This is a genomic window from Vibrio sp. 10N.286.51.B11, assembly GCF_041469245.1.
Taxonomy (GTDB): Bacteria; Pseudomonadota; Gammaproteobacteria; order Enterobacterales; family Vibrionaceae; genus Vibrio; species Vibrio crassostreae_C.
The window spans coordinates 136,370-159,208 of the sequence record NZ_JBFRKI010000038.1; the positions used below are offsets into that span (position 1 = coordinate 136,370).

Below are 22,839 nucleotides of genomic sequence, written 5' to 3' on the forward strand. Positions count from 1 at the left end.
GAAGTGAACCGCAATGAGAGGAAAAAAGTCGTGCTTGAAGCCTACCGTAAACACGTCGAAGAACGTGCTGCCGAAGGAGTTGTTCCAAAACCACTAGATGCTGAGCAGGTAGCTGGCCTAGTTGAACTTCTGAAGAATCCACCTCAAGGTGAAGAAGAAATCATTCTTGACCTACTAGAAAATCGCATTCCACCGGGTGTAGATGAAGCTGCTTACGTAAAAGCTGGCTTCCTTACGGCTATCACTAAAGGTGAAGTAGCTTCGCCACTAGTAAGCAAAGCAAAAGCTGCAGAACTGCTTGGTACCATGCAAGGCGGTTACAACATCGAATCTCTAGTATCTCTACTAGACGATGCTGAGCTTGCTCCAATCGCTGTTAAAGCGCTATCTCATACTCTACTGATGTTCGATGCGTTCTATGACGTAGAAGAGAAAGCGAAAGCTGGCAATGCTGCTGCACAACAAGTACTTCAATCTTGGGCTGATGCTGAATGGTTTACAGCGAAAGATAAAGTAGCAGAAAAAATCACAGTAAAAGTATTTAAAGTCACTGGTGAAACGAACACCGATGACCTATCTCCAGCGCCTGATGCATGGTCACGTCCTGACATCCCAGTACACGCGAAAGCGATGCTGAAGATGGAACGTGATGGCATTACTCCTGATGAACAGGGTAGCGTTGGTCCAATCAAACAAATTGAAGAAATGCAAAAAGATGGCATTCCACTGGCTTACGTTGGTGATGTTGTTGGTACAGGTTCTTCACGTAAATCGGCAACAAACTCAGTACTTTGGTTCATGGGTGAAGATATCCCATTCGTACCAAACAAGCGTACTGGCGGTGTTTGTCTTGGTGGTAAAATTGCACCAATCTTCTACAACACAATGGAAGATTCAGGCGCACTACCCATTGAACTGAACGTACAAGACATGAACATGGGCGATATCATTGATATCTACCCGTACGAAGGTGTTGTTCACAAGAACGGTTCTGTGATTTCAAACTTTGAGCTAAGCAAAGTACTTCTTGATGAAGTGCGTGCTGGTGGCCGTATTCCACTGATCATCGGTCGTGGTCTAACGGGTCGTGCTCGTGACGCTCTAGGTCTAGCTGAAACGGATCTGTTTGCTAAACCAATCGATCCATCTGCATCTGATAAAGGCTACACGCTAGCTCAGAAGATGGTTGGTAAAGCATGTGGCGTTGAAGGTGTTCGTGCTGGTCAGTACTGTGAACCTAAAATGACGACAGTCGGTTCTCAAGATACGACCGGTCCTATGACTCGTGATGAGCTTAAAGATCTGGCGTGTCTTGGTTTCTCTGCAGACCTTGTAATGCAGTCTTTCTGTCACACATCGGCATACCCTAAACCAGTCGATGTAAACACTCACCATACGCTACCTGATTTCATCATGAATCGTGCGGGTGTTTCACTTCGTCCGGGTGATGGCGTTATCCACTCATGGCTAAACCGTATGCTTCTTCCTGATACTGTAGGTACAGGTGGTGACTCGCATACTCGTTTCCCTCTAGGTATTTCATTCCCTGCGGGTTCTGGCTTGGTAGCATTTGCTGCAGCAACAGGCGTTATGCCTCTTGATATGCCTGAATCTATCTTGGTTCGCTTTAAAGGTGAAATGCAACCGGGTATCACGCTACGTGACCTAGTACATGCCATTCCTCTTTACGGCATCAAGCAAGGCCTACTAACGGTAGAGAAAGCCGGTAAGATCAACGAATTCTCTGGTCGTGTACTAGAAATTGAAGGTGTTGAGCACTTATCTGTTGAGCAAGCATTTGAGCTTTCTGATGCATCTGCTGAGCGTTCTGCTGCAGGTTGTACCGTTAAGCTTTCTGAAGAGTCTATCTCTGAGTACTTGAACTCGAACATCGTGATGCTGAAGTGGATGATCGCTGAAGGTTACGGTGATGTTCGTACGATTGAGCGTCGTATTACAGCAATGGAAGAGTGGCTAGAGAACCCTGAGTTGCTATCTGCTGATTCAGATGCGGAATACGCGCACGTTATCGAGATTGATCTTGCTGACATCGATCAACCAATCCTATGTGCACCAAACGATCCAGATGATGCTCGTCTTCTTTCGGACGTTCAAGGTACTGAGATTCAAGAAGTGTTCATCGGTTCTTGTATGACGAACATCGGTCACTTCCGTGCTGCAGGTAAGATGCTAGAAGAGTTTAACGGCTCGCTAAATACTCGCCTATGGGTGGCTCCGCCAACGAAGATGGATAAAGACCAACTGACAGAAGAAGGCTACTACGGCATCTTCGGTCGTGCTGGGGTACGTATCGAAACTCCTGGCTGTTCACTATGTATGGGTAACCAAGCTCGTGTTGCTGATGCTTCGACGGTTATGTCGACGTCAACGCGTAATTTCCCGAACCGCTTAGGTAATGGCGCGAACGTTTATCTGGCTTCTGCTGAGCTTTCTGCTGTTGGCGCGATTCTAGGTCGCATCCCAACGAAAGAAGAGTACTTAGAGTACGCTGAGAAGATTAATGCAACCGCTGCTGATACATACCGTTACCTGAACTTCCATAAAATGGGTCAGTACACGGAAAAAGCAGACACGGTTATCTTCCAAGAGCCTGCGTAACGTCTGATTTTGTTGTAAATATAATTAAGGCCGCTGTGAATAGCGGCCTTAATTGCTTTTAGCATACAGCGAAAATTGCTTTTAGCTTACAGAGAGCTCGATTAGTGCTTAATCGTATACATTGCTGCAACATTGCGAGCAGTAAGTTCAATATTTTCAGCCGCTTCAGCCAAAGCTGTCGGCAAGTCTACTGAACGGTTCACTACCGCAAATACCGCGTCGATACCATGCTCATGAACCACACCACAATCACTGGCTAGACAGCCGGCAATACCGATGACAGGCAGTTTATGTTTTTTGGCTGTGCGAGCGACACCAATCGGTGTTTTGCCATGAATGGTTTGGCTATCAATGCGCCCCTCTCCTGTAATCACAAGATCAGCATCTGAGACTATTTCATCTAAATTGACGGCGTCCATTACGATGTTAATACCAGGGCGAAGCTCCGCATTTAACAGGCCAACAAGTGCCGCGCCTAGACCGCCTGCCGCGCCAGCACCAGGGAGATCAATGACATCGACGCCTAACTGGTTTTTCATGATACTGGCATAATGAGCAAGGTTAGCATCTAACAGCTCAACCATTTCTGGTGTTGCGCCTTTTTGCGGACCGAATACCTGTGATGCCCCTTTTGGTCCGCATAATGGATTATCGACATCACAAGCGACCTCTAAGCGTACGTTTTGTAGGCGTGGGTCGAGGTTGGTGAGATCAATGGTTGTCAGTTTTGACAGTTCACCACCACCAAACACCAGCTCGTGACCCTCTGCATCTAGCATACGAATGCCTAGCGCTTGAGCCATTCCTAAGCCACCATCATTGGTCGCACTACCACCAATGCCAATAATAATATGCTCAACACCTTTATCTAATACGGCTTTGATCAACTCACCCGTACCATAGGTAGTGGTTTTTAGTGGATTACGTTGTTCTGGAGAGACTAAATCTAGGCCGGAAGCGGCCGCCATTTCAATAATGGCAGTTTTACCGTCACCGAACATACCGTAGAAGCCTTCGACAATTTCACCTAATGGACCAATCACTGGATGTTGGATGATAGAGCCATTGGTCGCATCCACCAGAGATTGTACTGTGCCTTCACCACCATCAGCCATTGGTAATTTTACGTATTCGGCGTTTGGTATTAGCTGTTTAAAGCCATCTTCAATCGCTTGAGCAACGCCCATTGCTGATAGGCTTTCTTTATATGAGTCAGGAGCAATTACAATTTTCATTTTGATACCTTTAAACTTAAACAAACAGACCAAATACACCGAAGATCATTACTGAGACGAAGGCGATAACAAGACCGACCGCTGACTCATAAGGGATGAGTTTTAGACGTTCATGAATACTCATATGTACCGCACCACCCGTGGCATGGAAGAAGCTACCATGTGGCATATGGTCAAGTACTGTCGCACCAGAGTGGATCATTGCTGCGCCTGCGAGAGCTGGAACACCTAGCTCAAGAATGGTGCTGGCAAATACATTCGATGCCACTACTGTTCCGGCAGTTGTCGATGCGGTTGATAGTGCCATCAGTGCGCCAGAAAACGGAGCAAGTAAGTAAGAAGGCAGCCCAGACATCGTCAGCACTTCAATCAGATCAGCTTTTAGTCCTGAGTTAGCAATGATGCCTGCAATGGTTCCTGTGCCCAGTAGCATTACAGCAACCGGTGCCATACGTGACAAGCCTGAAACCGCAAAGCTATTGGCTTGTTTGAAGCGACCCATAGCCAGTGCACCCAGCAATCCACCCAAGGGTAATGCAATTAGAGGATCAACATTGATATCAGCGAGTGGTCGCAGCGCGAGTAGGGCAATAGCCACTAACGGTGCAACGATTGAAGAAGAAAAGCTTGGCAGTGAACTTTGATCCGCTTTGACCACTTCACTTTCCGCTACTTTTGAACCTTTATTGACGAGGCGCTTTGCCAAGAAGTAGGCGAAAAGCAGCCCAAATAGACCCGGAATCACGCCTGCAGCCATCACAGAGGTTAACGGAACATTGAACGCATCAGCCGCCGCAATGGCATTTGGGTTAGGCGACATGACATTACCTGCTTTACCGCCGCCCACCATCGCCAAAAGGATCGCGGTTTTAGAAAGGTCTGCGCGGCGAGCAATAGCCAGTGCAATAGGAGAAACCGTGATAACGGCCACATCAACGAAAACGCCAACAGCGGTTAAAATCATGGTCGCAATGGCAAGAGCAAGTAAGGCGCGAGTTTCGCCTACTTTTTTGATGATGGATTCTGCAATCGAGGTAGCCGCCCCTGATTCAATTAGTACGCCGGCCAACACACCAGCGGCGAGAATTCGCATCACTGAAGTGACGATCCCTTGGGCACCACCTATCATTAACTCAACGGTTTCGGTGAGAGAAACGCCGCCAACCACGCCGCCAACCAAAGCACCGATGATCATGCCGTAGGTGGGTGGCACTTTTTTAAGAATGAGCGCGATAGCAACAATCAATGCTGAAAGTGCGCCAAGAGTTGAAACTTCAATCATGTTCTATTTCCCAGATAACGATGTGTCATTTTCGGCAAATATAAAGATATAGGGTTGGTAAGTCTTTGTCATTCTCTACAAATAAGTGCTCAAATCGGTCCTTTTAAATTGTGCAGTTGCACATTTTTTAGCTCGACCAGTGGAATAGATTTATTGCAATGTAGAGTTGAAATAGATCGTCTATATTGTTGATATTTAATGATGTTATTTGGTTTATCTTGTCTGTTCGATAGCGTAGCGTATTGCGATGGATATGTAGTTCGTTACAGGTGAGAGCTGAATCACAGTTCTGCTTTAAATATGTCTTCAAAGTTTTGATCAGTATCCCTTTACTGTCCTGTTGTTGAAGATGTAGGTAAGACTGCTCCAGTTGCTCACGAATCCATGGATCTTGTAACAGGCTACTCATAATGGCCGGCAGTCGATAGTCTTGATAGAAAAACATGTCTCCGGGGCGGTTACCGACACTGCGCATAGTGAGCTCAGCGGTATCATATGAGCTTGCTAAACCAGAAAGTCCGGTAAAGTAATCCCCAAGCGCAATCTTGATTTGAAACTTAGCTTCTTTCTTTATTCTTTTGAGTAGCAATTTCACGCGCTTGGCTTCTGCATCCTTGGACCAGCTGTTCCCTATCAGGGTTATAGGCTTGAGTACCACCACTTCGTTTTGTGAAACAGACAAGATACCGACTAAATTATCGCGCTCGGGATATTCAAGTAAATGTACTAATTGCTGTAAGTTTTCCAATGAAGGCGCAGTGTCTCCTATCGGTAACACCTTGACGATGGCGGCAATCCGCGGTTGTGCAAGGTCGAGATCCAGACGCTGTGCGATGGATTGCAGTTGCATGTCATTAAGCGTGCTACCTCGGATTAATTGCAATACCAATTCTTCACGATGCCTCTTATTCCACTCTACTTGAGACATAAGTACAGCTTGTTCAACAATAAGCTCAGCGGTCATCTTCACCAGCTCACCAAAATGATGAACTTGTTGCAGTGTCCCAGAAACCCCAATCGCCCCAATGACATTATCCTGAAATAGAATCGGTAAATTAACTCCAGGCTTAACCCCTTTTAGGTGTTCGGCAGTGGCTTCGTCAATATTAACGACTCGTGATTCGGTGATGGCAAGTACCGCTCCTTCATGTTTTTGGTATAAGCGAGTAGGATCACTGGATCCAATAATGCGACCTTTATTATCCATCACATTAATCGAGTGTGGGATGATCTTCATGGTTCGTTCGACAATTTGTTTGGCAATCATTTCGTTCAACTGCATAGAGCCCTCCTCTTCATTGACTGTGTAGGTTGGATCGTAACGATAAATTCGTCAATACGCTCGTTTCTGACAAGACAATGGTATACTCAGAAATAGTATCGCTTGAGTATTAATGCAGTATAGGTTGAGTTATGGAGTTTGAATTTACTAGAAACACTCTAATGGGTGAATACTATGTGAAATGCAGCATGGGCCATGAGATTGTTGGCCGTTGGCTTCAAGAAGAGATCGGTAAAGATAAGCAAAAATTAGATCATGTGATGGCGTTGATTGAGCAATCTCGACAGGACTTGAGCAATGAAGTGACGTTGCTTGGCAAAGAGATTAGCCTTGCGATTAATGAAGACGAAGTAACGATTCAAGAAAACGTGTTAGCGCATGAGCAAGAGATGGAAGAGGGCAGTGAGTTCGACTTCTATAACTGTGAAAGCCAAGCAAGCTGTGGAATCGACGATTTCGAACTGCTCATCGAACGCTGGATGGATTTTTTAGGTTACTAGTCCTAAGACCTATTTGTTAGTCATTCAGAGCTTTGAAGGCTCCGTTGCCCAAAACTGGAGCAATAAGAGCATCGCGCATTAAGATAGTGAAAAGGCTGCACCATGTTGGTGCGGCCTTTTTCGTTATTACGACCTTATTATCTTCATCTTATTTAAAATCAAGCACTTAACTTTTTGGCACGCTACTTGGATTGTAATAAGAGAATTAACGGATTAAGTAAGAATTTAAGGAACGAATATGAAATTAATAAATGCCATTGTTAAGCCATTCAAATTAGACGATGTACGCGAAGCGCTCTCTGATGTGGGTATTGAAGGTATGACTGTTTCTGAAGTGAAAGGCTTTGGTCGTCAGAAGGGACACACTGAATTATATCGTGGTGCAGAGTACCAAGTGGATTTCCTACCAAAGGTGAAGCTAGAGATTGCTACCCAAGCTGAGAATGTTGACCGAGTTGTTGAAGCGATTAGCCAAGCGGCACACACCGGAAAAATCGGCGACGGCAAAATTTTTGTGTATGACCTAAGCCAAGCCGTACGAATTCGTACTGGTGAAATGGATGCTGAAGCACTTTAAAGAATTACAAGGACTGGAGACTTTAATATGGAACTTACAACAACAGTAACGGAACTGCGTTACGCACTAGACACTTTTTTCTTCCTCATTTCAGGTGCGTTGGTAATGTGGATGGCAGCAGGCTTCGCGATGTTAGAAGCTGGCCTAGTTCGTTCAAAGAACACCACAGAAATTTTAACTAAGAACATCTGTTTGTACGCAATTGCTTGTACTGCTTTCTTAGTGGTTGGTTACAACATCATGTATGTCGACAACGGTGAAGGCGGTTGGTTGCCATCATTTGGTACTCTAATTGGTACACAAGGTGAAGGCGCAGACCACTCTCTAGAATCAGACTTCTTCTTCCAGGTAGTATTCGTTGCAACAGCAATGTCTGTAGTATCTGGTGCGGTTGCTGAGCGTATGAAGCTTTGGTCATTCCTAATCTTCTCTGTAGTACTAACAGCGTTCATTTACCCTGTTGAAGGTTATTGGACTTGGGGCGGTGGTTTCCTATCAGAAGCGGGCTTCAGTGACTTCGCAGGTTCAGGTATCGTACACATGGCTGGTGCAGCAGCAGCGTTAGCTGGTGTTCTACTACTCGGTGCTCGTAAAGGTAAATACGGTAAGAACGGTGAAATCTACCCGATTCCTGGTTCAAACATGCCACTTGCAACGCTAGGTACATTTATCCTTTGGTTCGGTTGGTTCGGTTTCAACGGCGGTTCTCAACTGATGGTTTCGGATTTTGAGAACGCAACAGCAGTAGGTCAAATCTTCCTTAACACCAACGCAGCAGCAGCAGCAGGCGCAATTGCAGCACTACTAGTATGTAAAACAACTTGGGGTAAAGCAGACCTAACAATGATTCTTAACGGCGCGTTAGCTGGCCTAGTAGCAATCACTGCAGACCCTCTATCACCATCACCTCTATTTGCTGTAGCGATTGGTTCGGTATCTGGTGCATTGGTTGTATTCAGCATCATCGCTCTAGACAAAGCTAAGATTGATGATCCAGTAGGTGCTATCTCTGTACACGGTGTATGTGGTTTCTTCGGTCTAATGGCTGTGCCACTAAGCAACGCTGATGCAACGTTTGGTGCTCAGCTAATGGGTGCAGCAGTCATCTTTGCATGGGTATTCGGTGCTAGCCTAGCAGTATGGGCGGTGCTTAAAGCAACAATCGGTATCCGAGTAACGGAAGATGAAGAACTTGAAGGTATGGACATGCACGATTGTGGTGTCGGCGCTTACCCTGAGTTTGTATCAGTAAAATAATCAACAGTCGTCGCCTAATCTGAATGGGTTAGGTTGGACAAAGAAAGCCCCGCAACTCTTGTTGCGGGGCTTTGTTGTATTTACGGTTGCACAATATATAAACACGAACGTTGAAGTTAGGCTCATTGTTTAAGAGGAACGACAAGACACAAAGTTGAAATGGTTTGTTACAAAAGTGAGAGTTTGAATGGTCTGAGTAGACGGATTTTTTGTTGGTCGTCATTGTAATAATGTTAATGATGAATATAATAACCCAACTGATAGACATTATCATTTCGATATAAAGGATTTTACAATGAAGAAACTGCTAACACTTTCAGCTCTAGCGTGTGGTGTAATTGCCCCGACAGCAATGGCTGCGGAAGAAGTAAACGTATACTCTTACCGTCAACCTTTCCTAGTTGAACCAATGTTCAAGGAATTCACAAAAGAGACTGGCATTAAAGTAAACGTTAAGTTTGCTAAAAAAGGTTTAGCAGAAAAGTTAGCTCAAGAAGGCGAATACAGCCCTGCAGACGTAGTGTTAACTGTAGACATCAGCCGTCTATCTGAGCTAACTAAACAAGGTTTAGTTCAGTCTGTTGAAAGCGAAGTTCTTGAAAAGAATATTCCTGCTCAATACCAAGATACAAACAATGAGTGGTTCGCTCTAACAACACGTACACGTAGCGTTTATTCTTCACGTGACCGTGTTGGTCGTCTAGGTGAGGAGTTTACTTACGAAGATCTAACTAAGCCTGAATTTAAAGGTAAGATCTGTACGCGTAGCGGTAAGCACCCATACAATGTTTCTCTAGTATCTTCGATGATTGCTCACAAAGGTGAAGCTGAAACGAAAGAGTGGCTAGAAGGCGTAAAAGCTAACCTAGCACGCAAGCCTCAAGGTAACGATCGCGCACAAGTTAAAGCGATTAAAGAAGGCCTATGTGATGTTGCTCTTGGTAACAGCTACTACCTAGGCAAGATGGTTAACGATAAAGAGCAAAAAGCTTGGGCTGACGCTGTTTACATTAACTTCCCTAACCAAGAGACAACGGGTACTCACGTGAATATCTCTGGTATGGCAATGGCTAAATACTCTCCAAACGAAGAGAATGCCGTTAAGCTAATGGAATTCCTATCGGGTAACACAGCACAAAGCATGTATGCAGAAGTGAACTATGAATACCCAGTGAAAGCTGATGTTAAACCTTCTGAGCTTGTTGCTTCATGGGGTGAATTCAAAGCAGATACAATTTCTCTAGACCAAATTGCTGACCACCACGCAGCAGCAATTAAACTATTAGACGAAGTTAAGTTCGATCTTTAATTTATTACTGTAGGCTTCGGCCCAAGTAAAATGACAACCTCAAGTCGCCATTTTCGGTCACTTGGGGTTGTTTGTTTTGGAAAATCACTTTTTGATACAAAGCTCGCCGTCGATCCCTTGAGTTATTAGCATCTCACCTTGAAGTCATTACAGTATATGGGTATAAATAACCCCACCATTAAAAGGACATGAGATGTATTTGCAAATGCATTTGTGTTTCATTAAGCCTCTTTGTAGTTAGGCGATGAAAGAAAAGAATTATTTATGGAACACCAGTAGCGGCATTATTGCTGTATTACTGGTTTTACCGATCTTAGCGATTTTTACGACGGCTGTTGGAGAAACAGATGAGCTATTTTCTCATCTGATGTCCACAGTAATGCCCACCTATGCTTACAATACGGTGGTTTTAGTCATGGGAACCTTATTCCTGTCTTTGGTTTTTGGTATTCCGTCTGCTTGGATTATGGCAATGTGCCGTGTTCCGGGAGAGCGGGTTTTGCAATGGGCGCTAGTACTGCCATTAGCAATGCCAGGCTATATTGTTGGGTATATATTCACCGATTGGTTCGACTTTGCTGGGCCTGTTCAAGTTCTACTGCGAGATCTTACTGGGTGGGGACCCGGTGAGTATTGGTTCCCGGATATTAGAACCTTATCTGGTGCTATTATTGTTCTGTCTCTCGTTCTCTATCCTTATGTTTACTTGCTGTGCCGCGCCGCATTTATGGAGCAAAACGTCTCCTTACTGCAATCCGCTCGGTTGCTAAAATGCTCACCTTGGGAAAGCTTTCGTCGTATCTCGTTGCCACTTGTTCGCCCATCAATGGCGGTAGGTCTATCGCTTGTTGCGATGGAAACTATCGGTGATTTTGGTACCGTGAGTTACTTTGCAGTCAACACTTTAACGACAGCGGTTTACGATACCTGGTTAGGTTATTCAAGTTTAACGGCTGCTGCGAAAATATCGGCAATTATGCTAGTCATCGTGATCTTGCTGTTGAGTTCAGAGCGCTACAGTCGTCGTAAACAGAAACTGTTCCAGAATCAATTCAGCAGTCGTGAAGACTTTCGTTACGACCTATCCGGTTGGAAGAAGTGGTTGGCACTGTTTTGGTGCTGGGGATTAGTGTGCGTTGCATTCTTATTCCCTCTGGGTCAGTTGATGATCTATGCCTACAAATACTTTGCACAAAGTTGGACGCCTGAATTCAGAGAGTATGCTGTTAACAGTCTTTATGTGTCAGTAATCGCGGCGATTATTGGCGTTATCATTGCGATGATTGTGAACTTTAATCAACGTGTCAGCCCGAGTAAGAAAAATCAGGCTTACATGCGTATTGCTTCGATGGGCTATGCTGTTCCAGGCACTGTGTTGGCGATTGGTGTGATGGTGCCTGTGTTGTTCATGGATCACTTAGTCAATGATATTGCCAAAGTGATGGAGTGGGGACGTCCGGGGCTGATTTTCTCTGGTTCCATGTTTGCGCTTATCTTTGCAATGGTGGTGCGTTTTTCAGCAGTGGCGATTGGCAGTATTGAAAGTAGCTTGAGTAAAGTATCTCCTTCATTGGATATGGCTTCTAAAACCATGGGTTGCAATACCAACCAGATGTTACGTCGTGTTCATTTACCTTTGATTAAACGCGGCGCGCTGATCGCCGGTTTACTGGTGTTTATCGAATCAATGAAAGAGCTAAATGCGGCATTGCTGCTGCGTCCTTTCAACTTCGAAACATTAGCGACCTATGTTTATAACTATGCCTCAGATGAGCACCTCGAATTGGCGGCGATGCCTGCTGTATTACTGGTGTTAGTAGGTTTAATTCCTCTGATCATCGTAAACCGTTCTTTGGAGCAGAAACACTAATGAGTTGTGCATTATCAATTAAAGATCTGACTTGTAAGTATGAGTCGCAAACCATCTTGGAAGCGCTCTCGTTAGAAGTTGAGCATGGTGAAATTGTTTGTCTTCTTGGTGCAAGTGGTTGCGGGAAAACCACCTTACTTAAGGCGATTGCTGGCCTGCTTCCATTGAGTAGTGGCGTAATGAGTTTGAACTGTCAAACCATCGATGATGGCGATAATTGGTTGCCACCGGAGCAACGAAATATCGGTATGATTTTCCAAGACTACGCTCTGTTCCCGCACTTGACGGTCAACCAGAACGTTGGCTTTGGACTAAAAGAACTCTCAGAGCAGCAAAAGAAAGAGAAAGTTCAAGAGATGTTAGAGTTGGTTCATTTAGATGAGTATGGTGAACGATACCCGCATCAACTTTCTGGTGGTCAACAGCAGCGTGTTGCGATTGCCCGATCTTTGGCATACAAGCCTGACTTACTGCTGTTAGATGAACCATTCTCGAACATTGACACTCAAGTTCGTCATGAGCTGATTTCTCAAATTCGTAAGATCTTTAAGAAGCAGGGTGTGACCGCTATTTTTGTGACTCACAGTCGCGAAGAGGCATTTGCTTTTGCAGATAAGATGGCTGTGATGAACCATGGTGTGATTGAACAGTATGGTTCGGCATCTGAGTTGTATTTCCACCCTTCGAGTAAGTTCGTTGCTGATTTCTTGGGTGGCGGTAGCTACTTAAAGGCACAGCGTATTTCGGAGCATGAATTTGAAACCAGTTTGGGTATGGTTGAAGCCAAACCGCAAACGGAGATTGAGTTCGGCAATACATGTGAGCTTCTGCTAAGGCCCCAGCATATCCAAGCAAGTTACGAGCAAGATAGTGCTATTTCGGTGCTAGAACAGCAATTTATGGGTGATCACTGTCGTTATGTAATCGAAGCGCATGGTCAGAAGTTATTAGCAACCTCGTCAGAAGCACTTGAAGTGGGTATGCCGGTCAACGTAAAAGTCGATACAAAAGGCGTATTGGCTTTTTAAAGAGATATAACGCGATACTAATCGTTACAAGAATCGCGATAAAAAAGCCCAGCACTTTAATCAAAGTACTGGGCAAGAGTTCTTCACTTATAGGCTTTAACAAGGCAGTGATTTGTTAAGTCCCATACAAAACTGCTGCACTCTATAAGCCTATAGAGAGAGGAAGTCTTTCACTTTTTGAAGAACACGTTCTGCAGTGTCTTTATCTTCCATTTCTGCGAAGATTCGTAGTAACGGCTCTGTTCCTGAGAAGCGAGCAATGACCCAGCCGCCATTCTTGAAGTACACCTTGGCACCATCTTCATAGCTGACTCTTTCAATTTCGTATTCAAATTCAGGCAGTTGCTTCTCGACGTAGATCTTAGTGTAGAGCGCTTCTTTCTCTGAAGGTTTAAACTTATAATCGCCTTCTGCGGTGTAGGCATAGCCATATTTAGAGTAAATCTCATCAAGTAATTCAGACAGCTTCTTGCCTGTCACACTGATCATCTCAACCAGTAAGCTTGAAGCAAATACGCCATCCTTACCTTTGATATGACCACGAATGGTTAAACCCCCCGAACTTTCGCCGCCAATCAGAGAGTCATCGGCCTCCATTTGTGAGCTGATGTGCTTAAAGCCTACAGGAACCTCAAAGCTCTTCTCACCATGATCCGCCGCGACTTTATCCAGTAGATGTGTGGTTGCGATGTTACGAACGACAGAGCCCTTCCAACCTTTGTATTCCAGCAAGTAGTAGTAAAGTAGGAGTAGTACTTCGTTAGGGTGAATGAAGTGACCTTTCTCATCGATGATTCCCAAACGGTCGGCATCGCCATCAGTACCAATACCAATGTCATAGCCTTCTGCTGCAACTAAGTGCTTCAAGCGATAGAGCGTTGCTGCGCTAGGAGAAGGCATTAGGCCACCGAAGTCTGGGTTTTTACCATCGTTGATTACGTCGACATCACAACGACCGTTGATAAGAACCGTTTGCAGAGCGTTTTTCGCCACACCAAACATTGGGTCGATCAGCACGCGTAGATTCGCTTTCTTAATCGATTCAATATCGATGGCATTAATGATGGAATCAACAAAGGCGTTCATCGGGTTGATGATTTCGATCTCTTTGTCATTCAACGCTTGCTCGAAATCGACACGAATAATATCTTCGTTGGTCAGTGTTGCGATTTGCTGTTCGATCTTCTCTGTGATGATCTCATCAGCATCACGGCCACCTTCAATGAATACCTTGATGCCATTGTAATCGGCTGGGTTGTGAGAGGCGGTAATACACGCCGAGTAGGTGCATCCCATCTCTTTTGCTTGGAACATCACGATAGGTGTTGGAACAAACTTATCGATGAAGCTTACTTTGATGTTGTTCGCCGCAAGTACTTCTGCAAACCAACATGCGGCTTTATCGGAAAGGAAACGACGGTCATAGCCGATCACAAACCCATTCTTGGCTGCATCTTCGTTGTTAATGATGTTAGCGAGCGCTTGCGCTACCAAACGGACGTTTTCTCTAGTGAACTCTTCACCAATGAAAGCGCGCCAGCCACCTGTACCAAATTTAATCATTAGAAAATCCTTTTAGTCTCATTGTCTCAAGCCCGTAAAGACTTGAGACAAGAGCTGTTCGTTAAATTGCGTGACTAGCCTAGAACAACGACAACATCGTTCACGCTGCCTTCTGCTTGTACTGGGATTGCGCCTTCAACTGACTCACCATTGATAGTGATAGAGGCAACGCCTTTGCTTACTGCATTCGGGTTTTGCACTGTGATGTTGTAAGTTGCGCCACGCCATTGACGAGTAACCTCGAACTTTGGCCAATCAGTCGGGATACAAGGATCAACCGTTAAGCCTTCAAAGCCTGTACGAACACCAAGAATGAAGTTGGTTACCGCGAAGTAAGCCCAACCCGACGTACCCGTTAACCAAGGGTGGTTTGCACGGCCGTGGTCTTGGTGATCTTTACCCATGATGAACTGCACGTACGAGTATGGTTCTGCGTAACGTGTTTCAATCATGTCGTTTTGGTTGTACGGGTTCAGTGCGTCGTAGAATTTCATAGCACGGTCACCACGACCTAGTTTCGCTTCTGCTACCCAAGCCCATGGGTTAGGGTGAGAGAAGATTGCACCGTTCTCTTTTACACCTTGGTAAACGCGAGTTACGAAGCCGATATCATCGTTTGGTGTTGCGAATGAAGGAGAGTTTAGGTGTAGGCCGTATTCAGAGAAAAGGTTCTCATCAACAGCGTCCATCGCTTTCTCGCCACGTTCTTGAGAAACAGCACCAGATAAAACCGCGAGCGTGTTTGACTCAAGGTGCACACGACCTTCAGCTTGTTGAGCGGTACCGATCTTGTCGCCATTTTTAGTCAGACCACGGATGTACCAGCCACCCTCGTCATCCCAAAGGTGCGTTTCACACGCCTCGCGAACGTTAGCAGCCATTTCAGTGTATTTCGCAACGTCAGCATCGTTATTGCGGAACTTAGCAAGATCTAGGAATTCTTGTAGCGCCCAGAAGTGTAGGAATGAAACCATTGAAGATTCACCACCACCTAGGTTCAAACAGTCATTCCAGTCAGCACGAAGGCCTTTACAGATACCCGTTTGACCCACGTATTCAGCAGAGAAGTTCAGTGCCGCTTTCATGTGTTCATAAACTGTCGCCTCGCCACCGTCTGCGTATGGAATCACTTCATCGAAGAAGTCGTGCTCACCGGTTTCCATCACGTACTTGATGATGGTTGGAACGATCCATAGGTGATCATCAGAACATGTATCTTCAATGCCGTGGATCTTGTCGTCATCTGACGGTGTTGGAACAACTGTTGGTGATTTTGATGGCTCAACGTCGGCTTTCTCTGGATCGAACCAGTCAGGATCGAACAAGTGTAGACCGTAGCCCGCTTTCACTTGGCCGCGAAGCAGGTCGATAATACGTTTCTTGGTCATTTGTGGGTTGGCATGGGGTACTGAAATAGCATCTTGAGCCGTATCACGGTAACCAAGACCAGTACGACCGCCAACTTCGATGAATGATGCAAAGCGTGACCAAACCACACAGGTTTCCGCTTGGTATAGCGTCCACGTGTTGATCATTGTGTCTAAGCCTTCGTTTGGCGACTTAACTTGGAATTTGTTGCAACGCTCGTCCCAGTGATCTTTGATGCCTTGGAAAGCGGCGTCTACGTTTGCTGTGTCTTGGTACTTCTCACGTAGGCGTTCACCGTTGCCTTTACCGATACCGAGTACATACGCAAAGCGAACTTCTTCACCGGGTTGAATCGTAAATTGCTTGTGCAGAGAACCACAATGGTTGTAACAAGTTTGAGCGCTGTTAGAACACTTACCGTTTTCAACCGCAATTGGATTTGCTTCATCACGGTACATACCAAGGAAGTTGTCACGTTGGCCATCGTAGCTGTCTGGTGAGAAAGTTGAAGCTAGGTAGTAGAAGCCTTCAAAGTCGTTAGTGTTGTAGTACAGGTCGTATTCCAGAACACCTTCTTGGTAAGACGTGCCCGCAGAGTACAAAGACATCTGATGGTTTTGATTGTCTGATTGAATATGGCTGAAAGAGAACTCAACAAACGAGAAAGTGCTGATAGTACGTGGCTTGTCAGTGTTGTTCTTTAATACAACGTCCCAAACTTCTGCATCTTCACCCTTAGGTACGAATAGCGTCTTGGTTGCGGTAATGCCGCTGTATTCACATTTGAACTTTGAGTATGACAGGCCGTGACGAACCTCGTAGTTCGCTTCATCTAGGCTCTTGGCCACTGGTTGCCAAGAGATAGACCAGTAATCACCCGTCTCATCATCACGCAAGTAAACATAGTGTCCAGGACGGTCAAAGGTGCCGTTTGGACGGAACTTAGTAACACGGTTGTATTCCGGAGAGTTGTAGAACGAGTAACCGCCCGCATTGTGCGAAATCACGGTACAAAACTTTTCAGTACCTAGGTAGTTGGTCCAAGGTGCTGGTACATCAGGGCGAGTGATGACGTATTCGCGATTGTCGTTATCGAAATAGCCGTATTTCATTGTCATTTCCTTTTTAACAAACTGCATCTATGCAGCTAATTTTTAAATAGTGATGCTGAGTCTTATCTGACTGAGCACCTTAATTTGAGTTAGCAAGCGCTCGATGTGAGTGTTGCTTTGGTTTTGTTTTATTGAGCTTTCCAAGGGTTGCGATAGTCAACATTGAGTCTGTCGAGTAGCGGCAAGTGACCCTTTAGGCGAGACAGGTAATCTAGCCAGTTTCGGTTGTTTTTATGTGTCCAACATCCTTCAGCTAAAGCGCTAATTCTTGGAAATACCATGTAATCCATACGCTTTTGGTTGGTGACGATCTCACACCATAGAGCACACTGAATTCCGCGGATCCGCTTACGAATTGGGTCGGTGTCGGATATCTCAGCAAGCGCTTCGTAGGTATAAGCTTGTTCTAATGGGATAACGGCAGCCCAATCTACGCCCGGCTCTTCCGGTGCATAATCTTGGGTCATGTCGAGATAGGTAAATTGTGCAGGTTGCAATACCACATCAAAGCCTTGGCGAGCGCAGTTCACAGCCGCTTCTTCACTGAGCCATGAATAGATGATGGTCTCTTTGCTCACCTTGTCGCCGTGCTGAGCTTCTTCCCAGCCCACCATGCGTTTGCCGAGTTGCTTAAGCTTATTCTCGGCATAGCGGAATAGGTGACCTTGCAAATCTTTGCTGTCTTGGTATTGATGTTCTTTCATCAGCGCTTGAGCTGCAGGGCTGTTAGTCCATACGTCCGGTGGTACTTCGTCTGCGCCCATGTGAATCAATTCGCTAGGGAATAGCTCTGCGACTTCTTCAATAACCGCATCTAAGAACTGGTAAGTGCCCGGTAAACCTGGATTTAACACATTGTCGTTGTAGTGCTGAATGCTCTTGTATTGAGTAGTGTCTGCTTGCTCTACCAACATATCAGGCAGTGATTTGATTGCTGCACGGCAGTGTCCCGGGATATCGATCTCAGGGATAACCGTGATGCTGCGTTGTTCTGCGTATTCAATCACTTCGCGAATCTGTTGCTGGGTGTAGAAGCCGCCGTAGTTTTCAGCAATATGGGTATATTGTGGCTCTAATGCATGGTCAGGACCTCGCCAAGCACCGATTTCAGTGAGTTGAGGTAGGCTCTTTATCTCGATCCTCCAACCTTCATCATCGGTTAGGTGCCAATGAAAAACGTTGAATTTGTAGTGCGCCAACTGGTTGATTAAACGTTTCACTTGCTCCACCGAGTGGAAGTGACGTGCACAGTCCAACATCATGCCGCGGTATTTGAAACGAGGTTGGTCGGCGATTTTGCAACATGGCACAGAGAAGCGTTCAGCATTTTGTTGTTGAACTAATTGGATTAAGCTAGCTACTGCATGAGTGAAGCCTGATTGACTGCCTGATTCTACGACCACTTGTTGAGTTGTGATTGTTAGCTTGTACTCGGCTTCATCTAAAGTTGGGTTGCTACGAAGTAGAATGTCTCCGCTCGCTTCTGGTGAGAGTTCTGTTGAAATCGCTAGCTCGAACGTAATCAGTAACTCTTGTTGTAACCAAGCGCTGGCCTTCTCTGCAAGGTGAGATTGAACCTCAATTTTGCAGTCGTTATTTAGCGCGAAGTTACTTAGCGCGAAACTACCTTGCTGAAATTCGATCTGATTAGGCTGAGGAATTAATGCCACCTCAGCAGCGTTCACTTCAGGTATCTGATTGCGTTCACGGTATGGTGACGCCAGAACAATAGGTGATATCGCGACTGGCAGTACCGAGGTTTCGCCTTGGTGATGCGTTTGGATAAAGGCATCGTTTAGACCGTCAGAATAAAAACGGAATGGGGCGCTTTGAATGCTGAATTCAAGGTAGTAATGGTTGTTCGCCTTTAACACTGACGAACTTGGTTTGAACGAACAAAAGCTTCCAACTTGAGTCAGTTCACCTTGCGATAAACTTTCTGGAAGGATGAATCGATCAAATGCAAAGTGCAGAGACCAATCTGTTACGTCGAGGTCACTTAAGTTATGTACCGTAAGGCCAAATCGGCAGTTATTTTTTTGTTCAGAAAGAACAGCTAAGTCGATGCGATAATTCATATAACTTCCCTGCTAAGCCTGTTGATACAAGTTGTGTTGTGGTTTCCCGGCAAACATCAATGCGCCTTCGATAGCGTCGAATTGAGGTTTAACGATCCATTGCTGTACTGGTGGTGATAGCCAGTTGAGAATTCGCTCTGCGATACTTCCCATCAGGCATACCTTGTCCGCACCTTTGTGATGCAGTGCTAGTACAAACATTTCGATATCAGCGGCGGTTTGCTTGAGCATCTCGATAGCCAGTTCGTCACCTTCATTAGCGAGTTGAAAAATAACTGGTGAGAATTGACCGTAATCCTTTGGAATAGCACCTTTTGACCATTCGACAATGGCATCCACATCATTATTAAAGTGATTCATCACATGTAGAGTCAGCGGGGTTTTGTTGCGAATACCGTCTTCTGCAAGCAAGACTTGTTGAATCAAACGTAAGCCCATGACTGCGCCGCCGCCTTGATCTGAAATCGGAAATTCACGACCGCCAACCACATATTGCTCACCGTCTTTTAGGAAGATACCGCAAGAACCCGTACCACCGATCATGATTGCGCCGTTTTGGCCATTGTGAGCACCAATGCAAGCGCCATAAGCGTCGGTATTTAGTGTCATGCTTGCGAAAGGGTGTGGTTGAGCCATGAAGTCGAACCATGCTGATTTTTGCTCAGCGCCAGCCAGTGCTAGGCCAACATGCATATTTGAAAAATGGTCTGAGTTGAGTTGCCCTTGTTGTGCTGCTTTTGTAATGGCATCAATAATTGAGCTCATCGCAACATCAACACCCAAAAGGATGTTGGCACTGCCACTTTTCGCTTCACCAATCAATTTGCCTTGGTCGTCACGAATACGAGCACGACAAGAAGTACCACCACCATCAATACCTACGTAGTAAAGAGTCATTATTATTGCTCCTTACGCTGAGCTAGGAAGCTGAACTGTGCCGCTGTGGCTAATAGGAACCAAGCGCCGTGAGGGATCCATTGTTCGCCCCAGCGCCAGTTTTGAAGCATGTCATCTTTTTGTGCTGGAGGGTTGAACGCAATGTCTTGTTCATCTTCAAAACCAGCCGTGATGCCATTACAGATACCGCCTTTCGCATTGAAGAAACCAAGCTGAGGTAGGTAGTCTGGGTTGTTATGGCCATGACCATCGAGCATGCACATGTGATATGGGTTGAGGCCCAAGATCCAATCAAGGCTATTTTGTGAAAGCTGGATTAAGCGCTCTTGAAGCTCGCTATCTTTAATGTGCGGTTGAACTAGGTAAGCCATGGTTGCGAGTGAGCCAAGGCGTGCGTTCTCGCCTTGCCACCAGTAACCGGTTTCGTTCTGTTGAGCGACGAAGAAGGCATCACGTTTATCACCATCGATAGATTTTACGTATTGTCTTGGATAGCCAAATGGGTTGGTGACTTTGTCGGTGATGTTGATTTCGAACTGACAAGCTTGTTCAACAACTGTGCGAGCCTGTTCTTTTAGTTCAGCATCGGTTTCGTTGTTGATGTATTCACATAGTGCAATCACCGGAAGACCGGCTTCAGCTGCGTGAAAGTATGGACGAGAGCCATCAGAGTTTGCCGACCAGAAGTGCTCAAATGAATCATCGGATTGCTGACGAGAGATTAAACGAGTCGCCCAAGTTCTTGCTTCTGATAGGTATTGCTGGTCTTGTGTTACGCGATACAGCTCATTGGCTGCGAGTAGGGCGCAATACTCATCGATGATGTTCTCTTCACCATCGTTTAGATACTGGAGGTTGTACTCTTTTAGATGCCAGTAACCCTTAACAGCCGTTTCAAGGTATGTGTGGCTCGGGTAGCTGCCAGAGATTTCAAGCTCAGAAGCTGCGGCTAATGCTGCGATAGCAACACCTGCACCTTGTCGGTAGCCCGCTTGTAAGTCCGTTGATTTATGACCTTCTTGAGTCGCATAAGCGCAGATATCGCGTTGGTTGATATCTTTGCTCCATTTGTCGAATACCGTCATATAGAAGTATCCGTCAGCGTCTTGCATACGCACTAAGAAGTCGGCACCGAACAGAGCCTCTTCCGTTAGACGAGTCATGGAGAATTTCGGGAAGTCTGGGTTATGGCCAGTCAAGCGTACGCTTTTTAGCATGTTCCAAACGACCATCGGAATTTGTTGTGGGTTTAGGTAGTTACCATAAGACAGGTGGCTAAAATACTTACTGACATCACCTGATGCGTCATACCATCCACCGTGGACATCGACGTATCGGTCGGTACCTAGAATTTGTGCTTGTCGATCTTTTTTGTCGAAAATCCCGCCACAGCGTTGTGACTTAAAGTAATGAAGCACATCAGAAAACGTGTGGTTCATTAATAGGTTGCTACCAATCTCAAATACTTCTGAACGCAGGTTGTCAAAACGTAGGTAGTAGCGACCAGATTCAGTGACTGAACTGAAATCAATAGTGAAGAATTGCCCTTGATGCCAATTTGCTACGCGGCCTTGTTTAACCACATCAAAATTTCCGACAGTCATATGGTTGTCAGCACAGACGAGTAGAGCCGTAGTGCTTGATAGGCGAGCTTTCTTAGTTTGTAGGATAGCTTGCTTCGGGCCTGTGGACTCATAGCCAATATGGTTGGTCAATAACAGCATCAATATTCTCCGACAGTCCTAGTTTCTATTGGCTAGGTACTTGAATGTTTTGGATATAAATAGTTAGGGTCCGAAGACCCTAACTTGGGTTTTATTGCTTAGCTTTCGTGTAGGTAACAGCGCACAAAGTGGTTATCAGCGAGCTGCGTAACCCCTGGTAGCTGCTCTTTGCACTTATCCATTGCGTGAGTACATCGGCCTGCAAATGGGCAGCCTGCTGATACTGGTGTCCACAGAGGAATCTCACCTTTGTTGCCTGCAAGTTGCTCGTGGATCGACTTCTTAGGATCTGGAACGGCCGAAACAAGCAATTGGGTGTATGGGTGCTGAGGGTTAGCAATCACGTCATCGGTATCGCCCCATTCCACCATGTGTCCCACGTACATCACCGAAAGGTCTTCAGCGATGTAACGAGCGGTTGCGATATCGTGAGTGATGTAAAGCAGAGACATTTGCTTCTCGAACTTCATCTCTTCCATCAGGTTCAAAACACCGGCACGAATCGATACATCAAGCATTGAAGTTGGCTCATCGGCTAGTACAACTTCGGCACCTACCGCGATGTTGCGGGCTAGGTTGACACGTTGACGCTGACCACCAGACAGTTGGTGAGGGTATTTCTTCGCCGTCTCTTTTGGCGGAATGAGACCTACTTGCTCTAAAAGATCGTAAACGCGTTCTTCTAGCTCTTTCTTGTTGCCCGGAGATACTTTCTTGTGGATCAACAGTGGTCGAGCAATGTGGTGGAAGATATTGTGCGTTGGGTTCAATGAACCAAACGGGTCTTGCCATACCATCTGCACGCCTTCACGGTAGTGCATAAGATCTTTTCTGCTTGAGATCTCTTGGATATCACGACCTTTGTATTCGATCGTGCCGCCTGAAGGTGCGTACATTTTTGCGATCATTTTTGCGGTTGTTGATTTGCCTGAACCAGACTCACCAACCACTGCTAGGCCACGGCTTTTGTACATCTTGAATGACACGTCGTTAATCGCACGCATCATTGGGGTTTGAATGGTGGTACTGCTTATTGGGAAGTCTTTTACGACATTCTTGCCTTCTACCAATAATTGACCGAAATCTTTGCTCATAATTGTCTCCAGAATCCTTATTCGCTTTGCTTGTTTTTAGGCGG

The 22,839-nt window shown here is 45.6% G+C and carries 16 protein-coding genes; 7 read left to right on the forward strand and 9 right to left on the reverse strand.

The features are described 5' to 3' along the window. The first annotated feature begins 30 nt into the window (after positions 1-30). Positions 31-2,619, forward strand: a complete 2,589-nt coding sequence (gene acnB, locus AB4154_RS18545) for a bifunctional aconitate hydratase 2/2-methylisocitrate dehydratase (RefSeq protein WP_017072021.1) — start codon at positions 31-33, stop codon at positions 2,617-2,619. A gap of 101 nt (positions 2,620-2,720) precedes the next feature. Here the strand turns inward: acnB and AB4154_RS18550 are convergent, their stop codons facing one another. The 3 genes from AB4154_RS18550 to AB4154_RS18560 all read right to left on the reverse strand — a co-directional run bounded on the left by AB4154_RS18550 (position 2,721) and on the right by AB4154_RS18560 (position 6,418). Further along, complete coding sequence (locus AB4154_RS18550) at positions 2,721-3,854, reverse strand: glycerate kinase (RefSeq protein ID WP_017059424.1); 1,134 nt, start codon at positions 3,852-3,854, stop codon at positions 2,721-2,723. 16 nt (positions 3,855-3,870) lie between these two features. Then, positions 3,871-5,136 carry a GntP family permease gene (locus AB4154_RS18555; protein WP_017059423.1) on the reverse strand — a complete coding sequence of 422 codons (1,266 nt, stop codon included), beginning with the start codon at positions 5,134-5,136 and terminating at the stop codon, positions 3,871-3,873. A gap of 127 nt (positions 5,137-5,263) precedes the next feature. After that, the gene (locus tag AB4154_RS18560) at positions 5,264-6,418 is read right to left on the reverse strand and encodes a sugar diacid recognition domain-containing protein (RefSeq protein WP_017068888.1); all 1,155 of its coding nucleotides are present in this window, start codon (positions 6,416-6,418) and stop codon (positions 5,264-5,266) included. A 131-nt stretch (positions 6,419-6,549) separates the two neighbouring features. Here AB4154_RS18560 and AB4154_RS18565 point away from each other — a divergent pair, with 131 nt between their 5' ends. The 6 genes from AB4154_RS18565 (at position 6,550) to AB4154_RS18590 (ending at position 12,959) form a co-directional block, all read left to right on the forward strand. After that, complete coding sequence (locus AB4154_RS18565; protein WP_019824378.1) at positions 6,550-6,918, forward strand: YacL family protein; 369 nt, start codon at positions 6,550-6,552, stop codon at positions 6,916-6,918. A gap of 238 nt (positions 6,919-7,156) precedes the next feature. Beyond that, positions 7,157-7,495 carry a P-II family nitrogen regulator gene (glnK, locus tag AB4154_RS18570; RefSeq protein ID WP_004738200.1) on the forward strand — a complete coding sequence of 113 codons (339 nt, stop codon included), beginning with the start codon at positions 7,157-7,159 and terminating at the stop codon, positions 7,493-7,495. Positions 7,496-7,522: 27 nt separating this feature from the next. Next, a complete protein-coding gene (locus AB4154_RS18575) occupies positions 7,523-8,752 on the forward strand; it encodes an ammonium transporter (protein WP_017059420.1) in 1,230 nt (409 codons plus the stop codon). A 295-nt stretch (positions 8,753-9,047) separates the two neighbouring features. After that, complete coding sequence (locus tag AB4154_RS18580; RefSeq protein ID WP_017068889.1) at positions 9,048-10,061, forward strand: Fe(3+) ABC transporter substrate-binding protein; 1,014 nt, start codon at positions 9,048-9,050, stop codon at positions 10,059-10,061. 244 nt (positions 10,062-10,305) lie between these two features. Further along, positions 10,306-11,931 (forward strand): iron ABC transporter permease, encoded by a 1,626-nt coding sequence (locus AB4154_RS18585; RefSeq protein WP_017068890.1) that lies wholly within the window; start codon positions 10,306-10,308, stop codon positions 11,929-11,931. Then, positions 11,931-12,959 carry an ABC transporter ATP-binding protein gene (locus AB4154_RS18590; protein WP_102394603.1) on the forward strand — a complete coding sequence of 343 codons (1,029 nt, stop codon included), beginning with the start codon at positions 11,931-11,933 and terminating at the stop codon, positions 12,957-12,959. Before AB4154_RS18585 ends, AB4154_RS18590 begins: the two co-directional genes overlap by 1 nt. A 150-nt stretch (positions 12,960-13,109) precedes the next feature. Here the strand turns inward: AB4154_RS18590 and AB4154_RS18595 are convergent, their stop codons facing one another. The 6 genes from AB4154_RS18595 to AB4154_RS18620 all read right to left on the reverse strand — a co-directional run bounded on the left by AB4154_RS18595 (position 13,110) and on the right by AB4154_RS18620 (position 22,795). Further along, positions 13,110-14,522 carry a phosphoglucomutase/phosphomannomutase family protein gene (locus AB4154_RS18595; protein WP_017072023.1) on the reverse strand — a complete coding sequence of 471 codons (1,413 nt, stop codon included), beginning with the start codon at positions 14,520-14,522 and terminating at the stop codon, positions 13,110-13,112. 74 nt (positions 14,523-14,596) lie between these two features. Further along, positions 14,597-17,002, reverse strand: a complete 2,406-nt coding sequence (locus tag AB4154_RS18600) for a GH36-type glycosyl hydrolase domain-containing protein (protein ID WP_136973782.1) — start codon at positions 17,000-17,002, stop codon at positions 14,597-14,599. A 128-nt stretch (positions 17,003-17,130) separates the two neighbouring features. Next, on the reverse strand, positions 17,131-19,080 hold the full coding sequence (locus AB4154_RS18605; protein ID WP_372123781.1) for a beta-N-acetylhexosaminidase: 1,950 nt from the start codon (positions 19,078-19,080) through the stop codon (positions 17,131-17,133). Positions 19,081-19,092: 12 nt separating this feature from the next. Then, on the reverse strand, positions 19,093-19,977 hold the full coding sequence (locus tag AB4154_RS18610) for a BadF/BadG/BcrA/BcrD ATPase family protein (RefSeq protein WP_372123784.1): 885 nt from the start codon (positions 19,975-19,977) through the stop codon (positions 19,093-19,095). Positions 19,978-19,979: 2 nt separating this feature from the next. Continuing rightward, positions 19,980-21,701: a glycoside hydrolase family 9 protein gene (locus AB4154_RS18615; RefSeq protein ID WP_372123787.1), complete on the reverse strand. Its 1,722-nt coding sequence runs from the start codon at positions 21,699-21,701 to the stop codon at positions 19,980-19,982. A 98-nt stretch (positions 21,702-21,799) separates the two neighbouring features. After that, positions 21,800-22,795, reverse strand: coding sequence for an ABC transporter ATP-binding protein (locus AB4154_RS18620; RefSeq protein ID WP_017059411.1), 996 nt, complete (start codon positions 22,793-22,795; stop codon positions 21,800-21,802). Positions 22,796-22,839: the final 44 nt, after the last annotated feature.

What these genes read in the sequence shown, in the direction of transcription:
- AB4154_RS18550 (WP_017059424.1), bottom strand. Translation starts at nt 3,854, where the DNA reads ATGAAAATTGTAATTGCTCCTGACTCATATAAAGAAAGCCTATCAGCA.
- AB4154_RS18555 (WP_017059423.1), bottom strand. Translation starts at nt 5,136, where the DNA reads ATGATTGAAGTTTCAACTCTTGGCGCACTTTCAGCATTGATTGTTGCT.
- AB4154_RS18560 (WP_017068888.1), bottom strand. Translation starts at nt 6,418, where the DNA reads ATGCAGTTGAACGAAATGATTGCCAAACAAATTGTCGAACGAACCATG.
- AB4154_RS18565 (WP_019824378.1), top strand. Translation starts at nt 6,550, where the DNA reads ATGGAGTTTGAATTTACTAGAAACACTCTAATGGGTGAATACTATGTG.
- glnK (WP_004738200.1), top strand. Translation starts at nt 7,157, where the DNA reads ATGAAATTAATAAATGCCATTGTTAAGCCATTCAAATTAGACGATGTA.
- AB4154_RS18575 (WP_017059420.1), top strand. Translation starts at nt 7,523, where the DNA reads ATGGAACTTACAACAACAGTAACGGAACTGCGTTACGCACTAGACACT.
- AB4154_RS18580 (WP_017068889.1), top strand. Translation starts at nt 9,048, where the DNA reads ATGAAGAAACTGCTAACACTTTCAGCTCTAGCGTGTGGTGTAATTGCC.
- AB4154_RS18585 (WP_017068890.1), top strand. Translation starts at nt 10,306, where the DNA reads ATGAAAGAAAAGAATTATTTATGGAACACCAGTAGCGGCATTATTGCT.
- AB4154_RS18590 (WP_102394603.1), top strand. Translation starts at nt 11,931, where the DNA reads ATGAGTTGTGCATTATCAATTAAAGATCTGACTTGTAAGTATGAGTCG.
- AB4154_RS18595 (WP_017072023.1), bottom strand. Translation starts at nt 14,522, where the DNA reads ATGATTAAATTTGGTACAGGTGGCTGGCGCGCTTTCATTGGTGAAGAG.
- AB4154_RS18600 (WP_136973782.1), bottom strand. Translation starts at nt 17,002, where the DNA reads ATGAAATACGGCTATTTCGATAACGACAATCGCGAATACGTCATCACT.
- AB4154_RS18605 (WP_372123781.1), bottom strand. Translation starts at nt 19,080, where the DNA reads ATGAATTATCGCATCGACTTAGCTGTTCTTTCTGAACAAAAAAATAAC.
- AB4154_RS18610 (WP_372123784.1), bottom strand. Translation starts at nt 19,977, where the DNA reads ATGACTCTTTACTACGTAGGTATTGATGGTGGTGGTACTTCTTGTCGT.
- AB4154_RS18615 (WP_372123787.1), bottom strand. Translation starts at nt 21,701, where the DNA reads ATGCTGTTATTGACCAACCATATTGGCTATGAGTCCACAGGCCCGAAG.
- AB4154_RS18620 (WP_017059411.1), bottom strand. Translation starts at nt 22,795, where the DNA reads ATGAGCAAAGATTTCGGTCAATTATTGGTAGAAGGCAAGAATGTCGTA.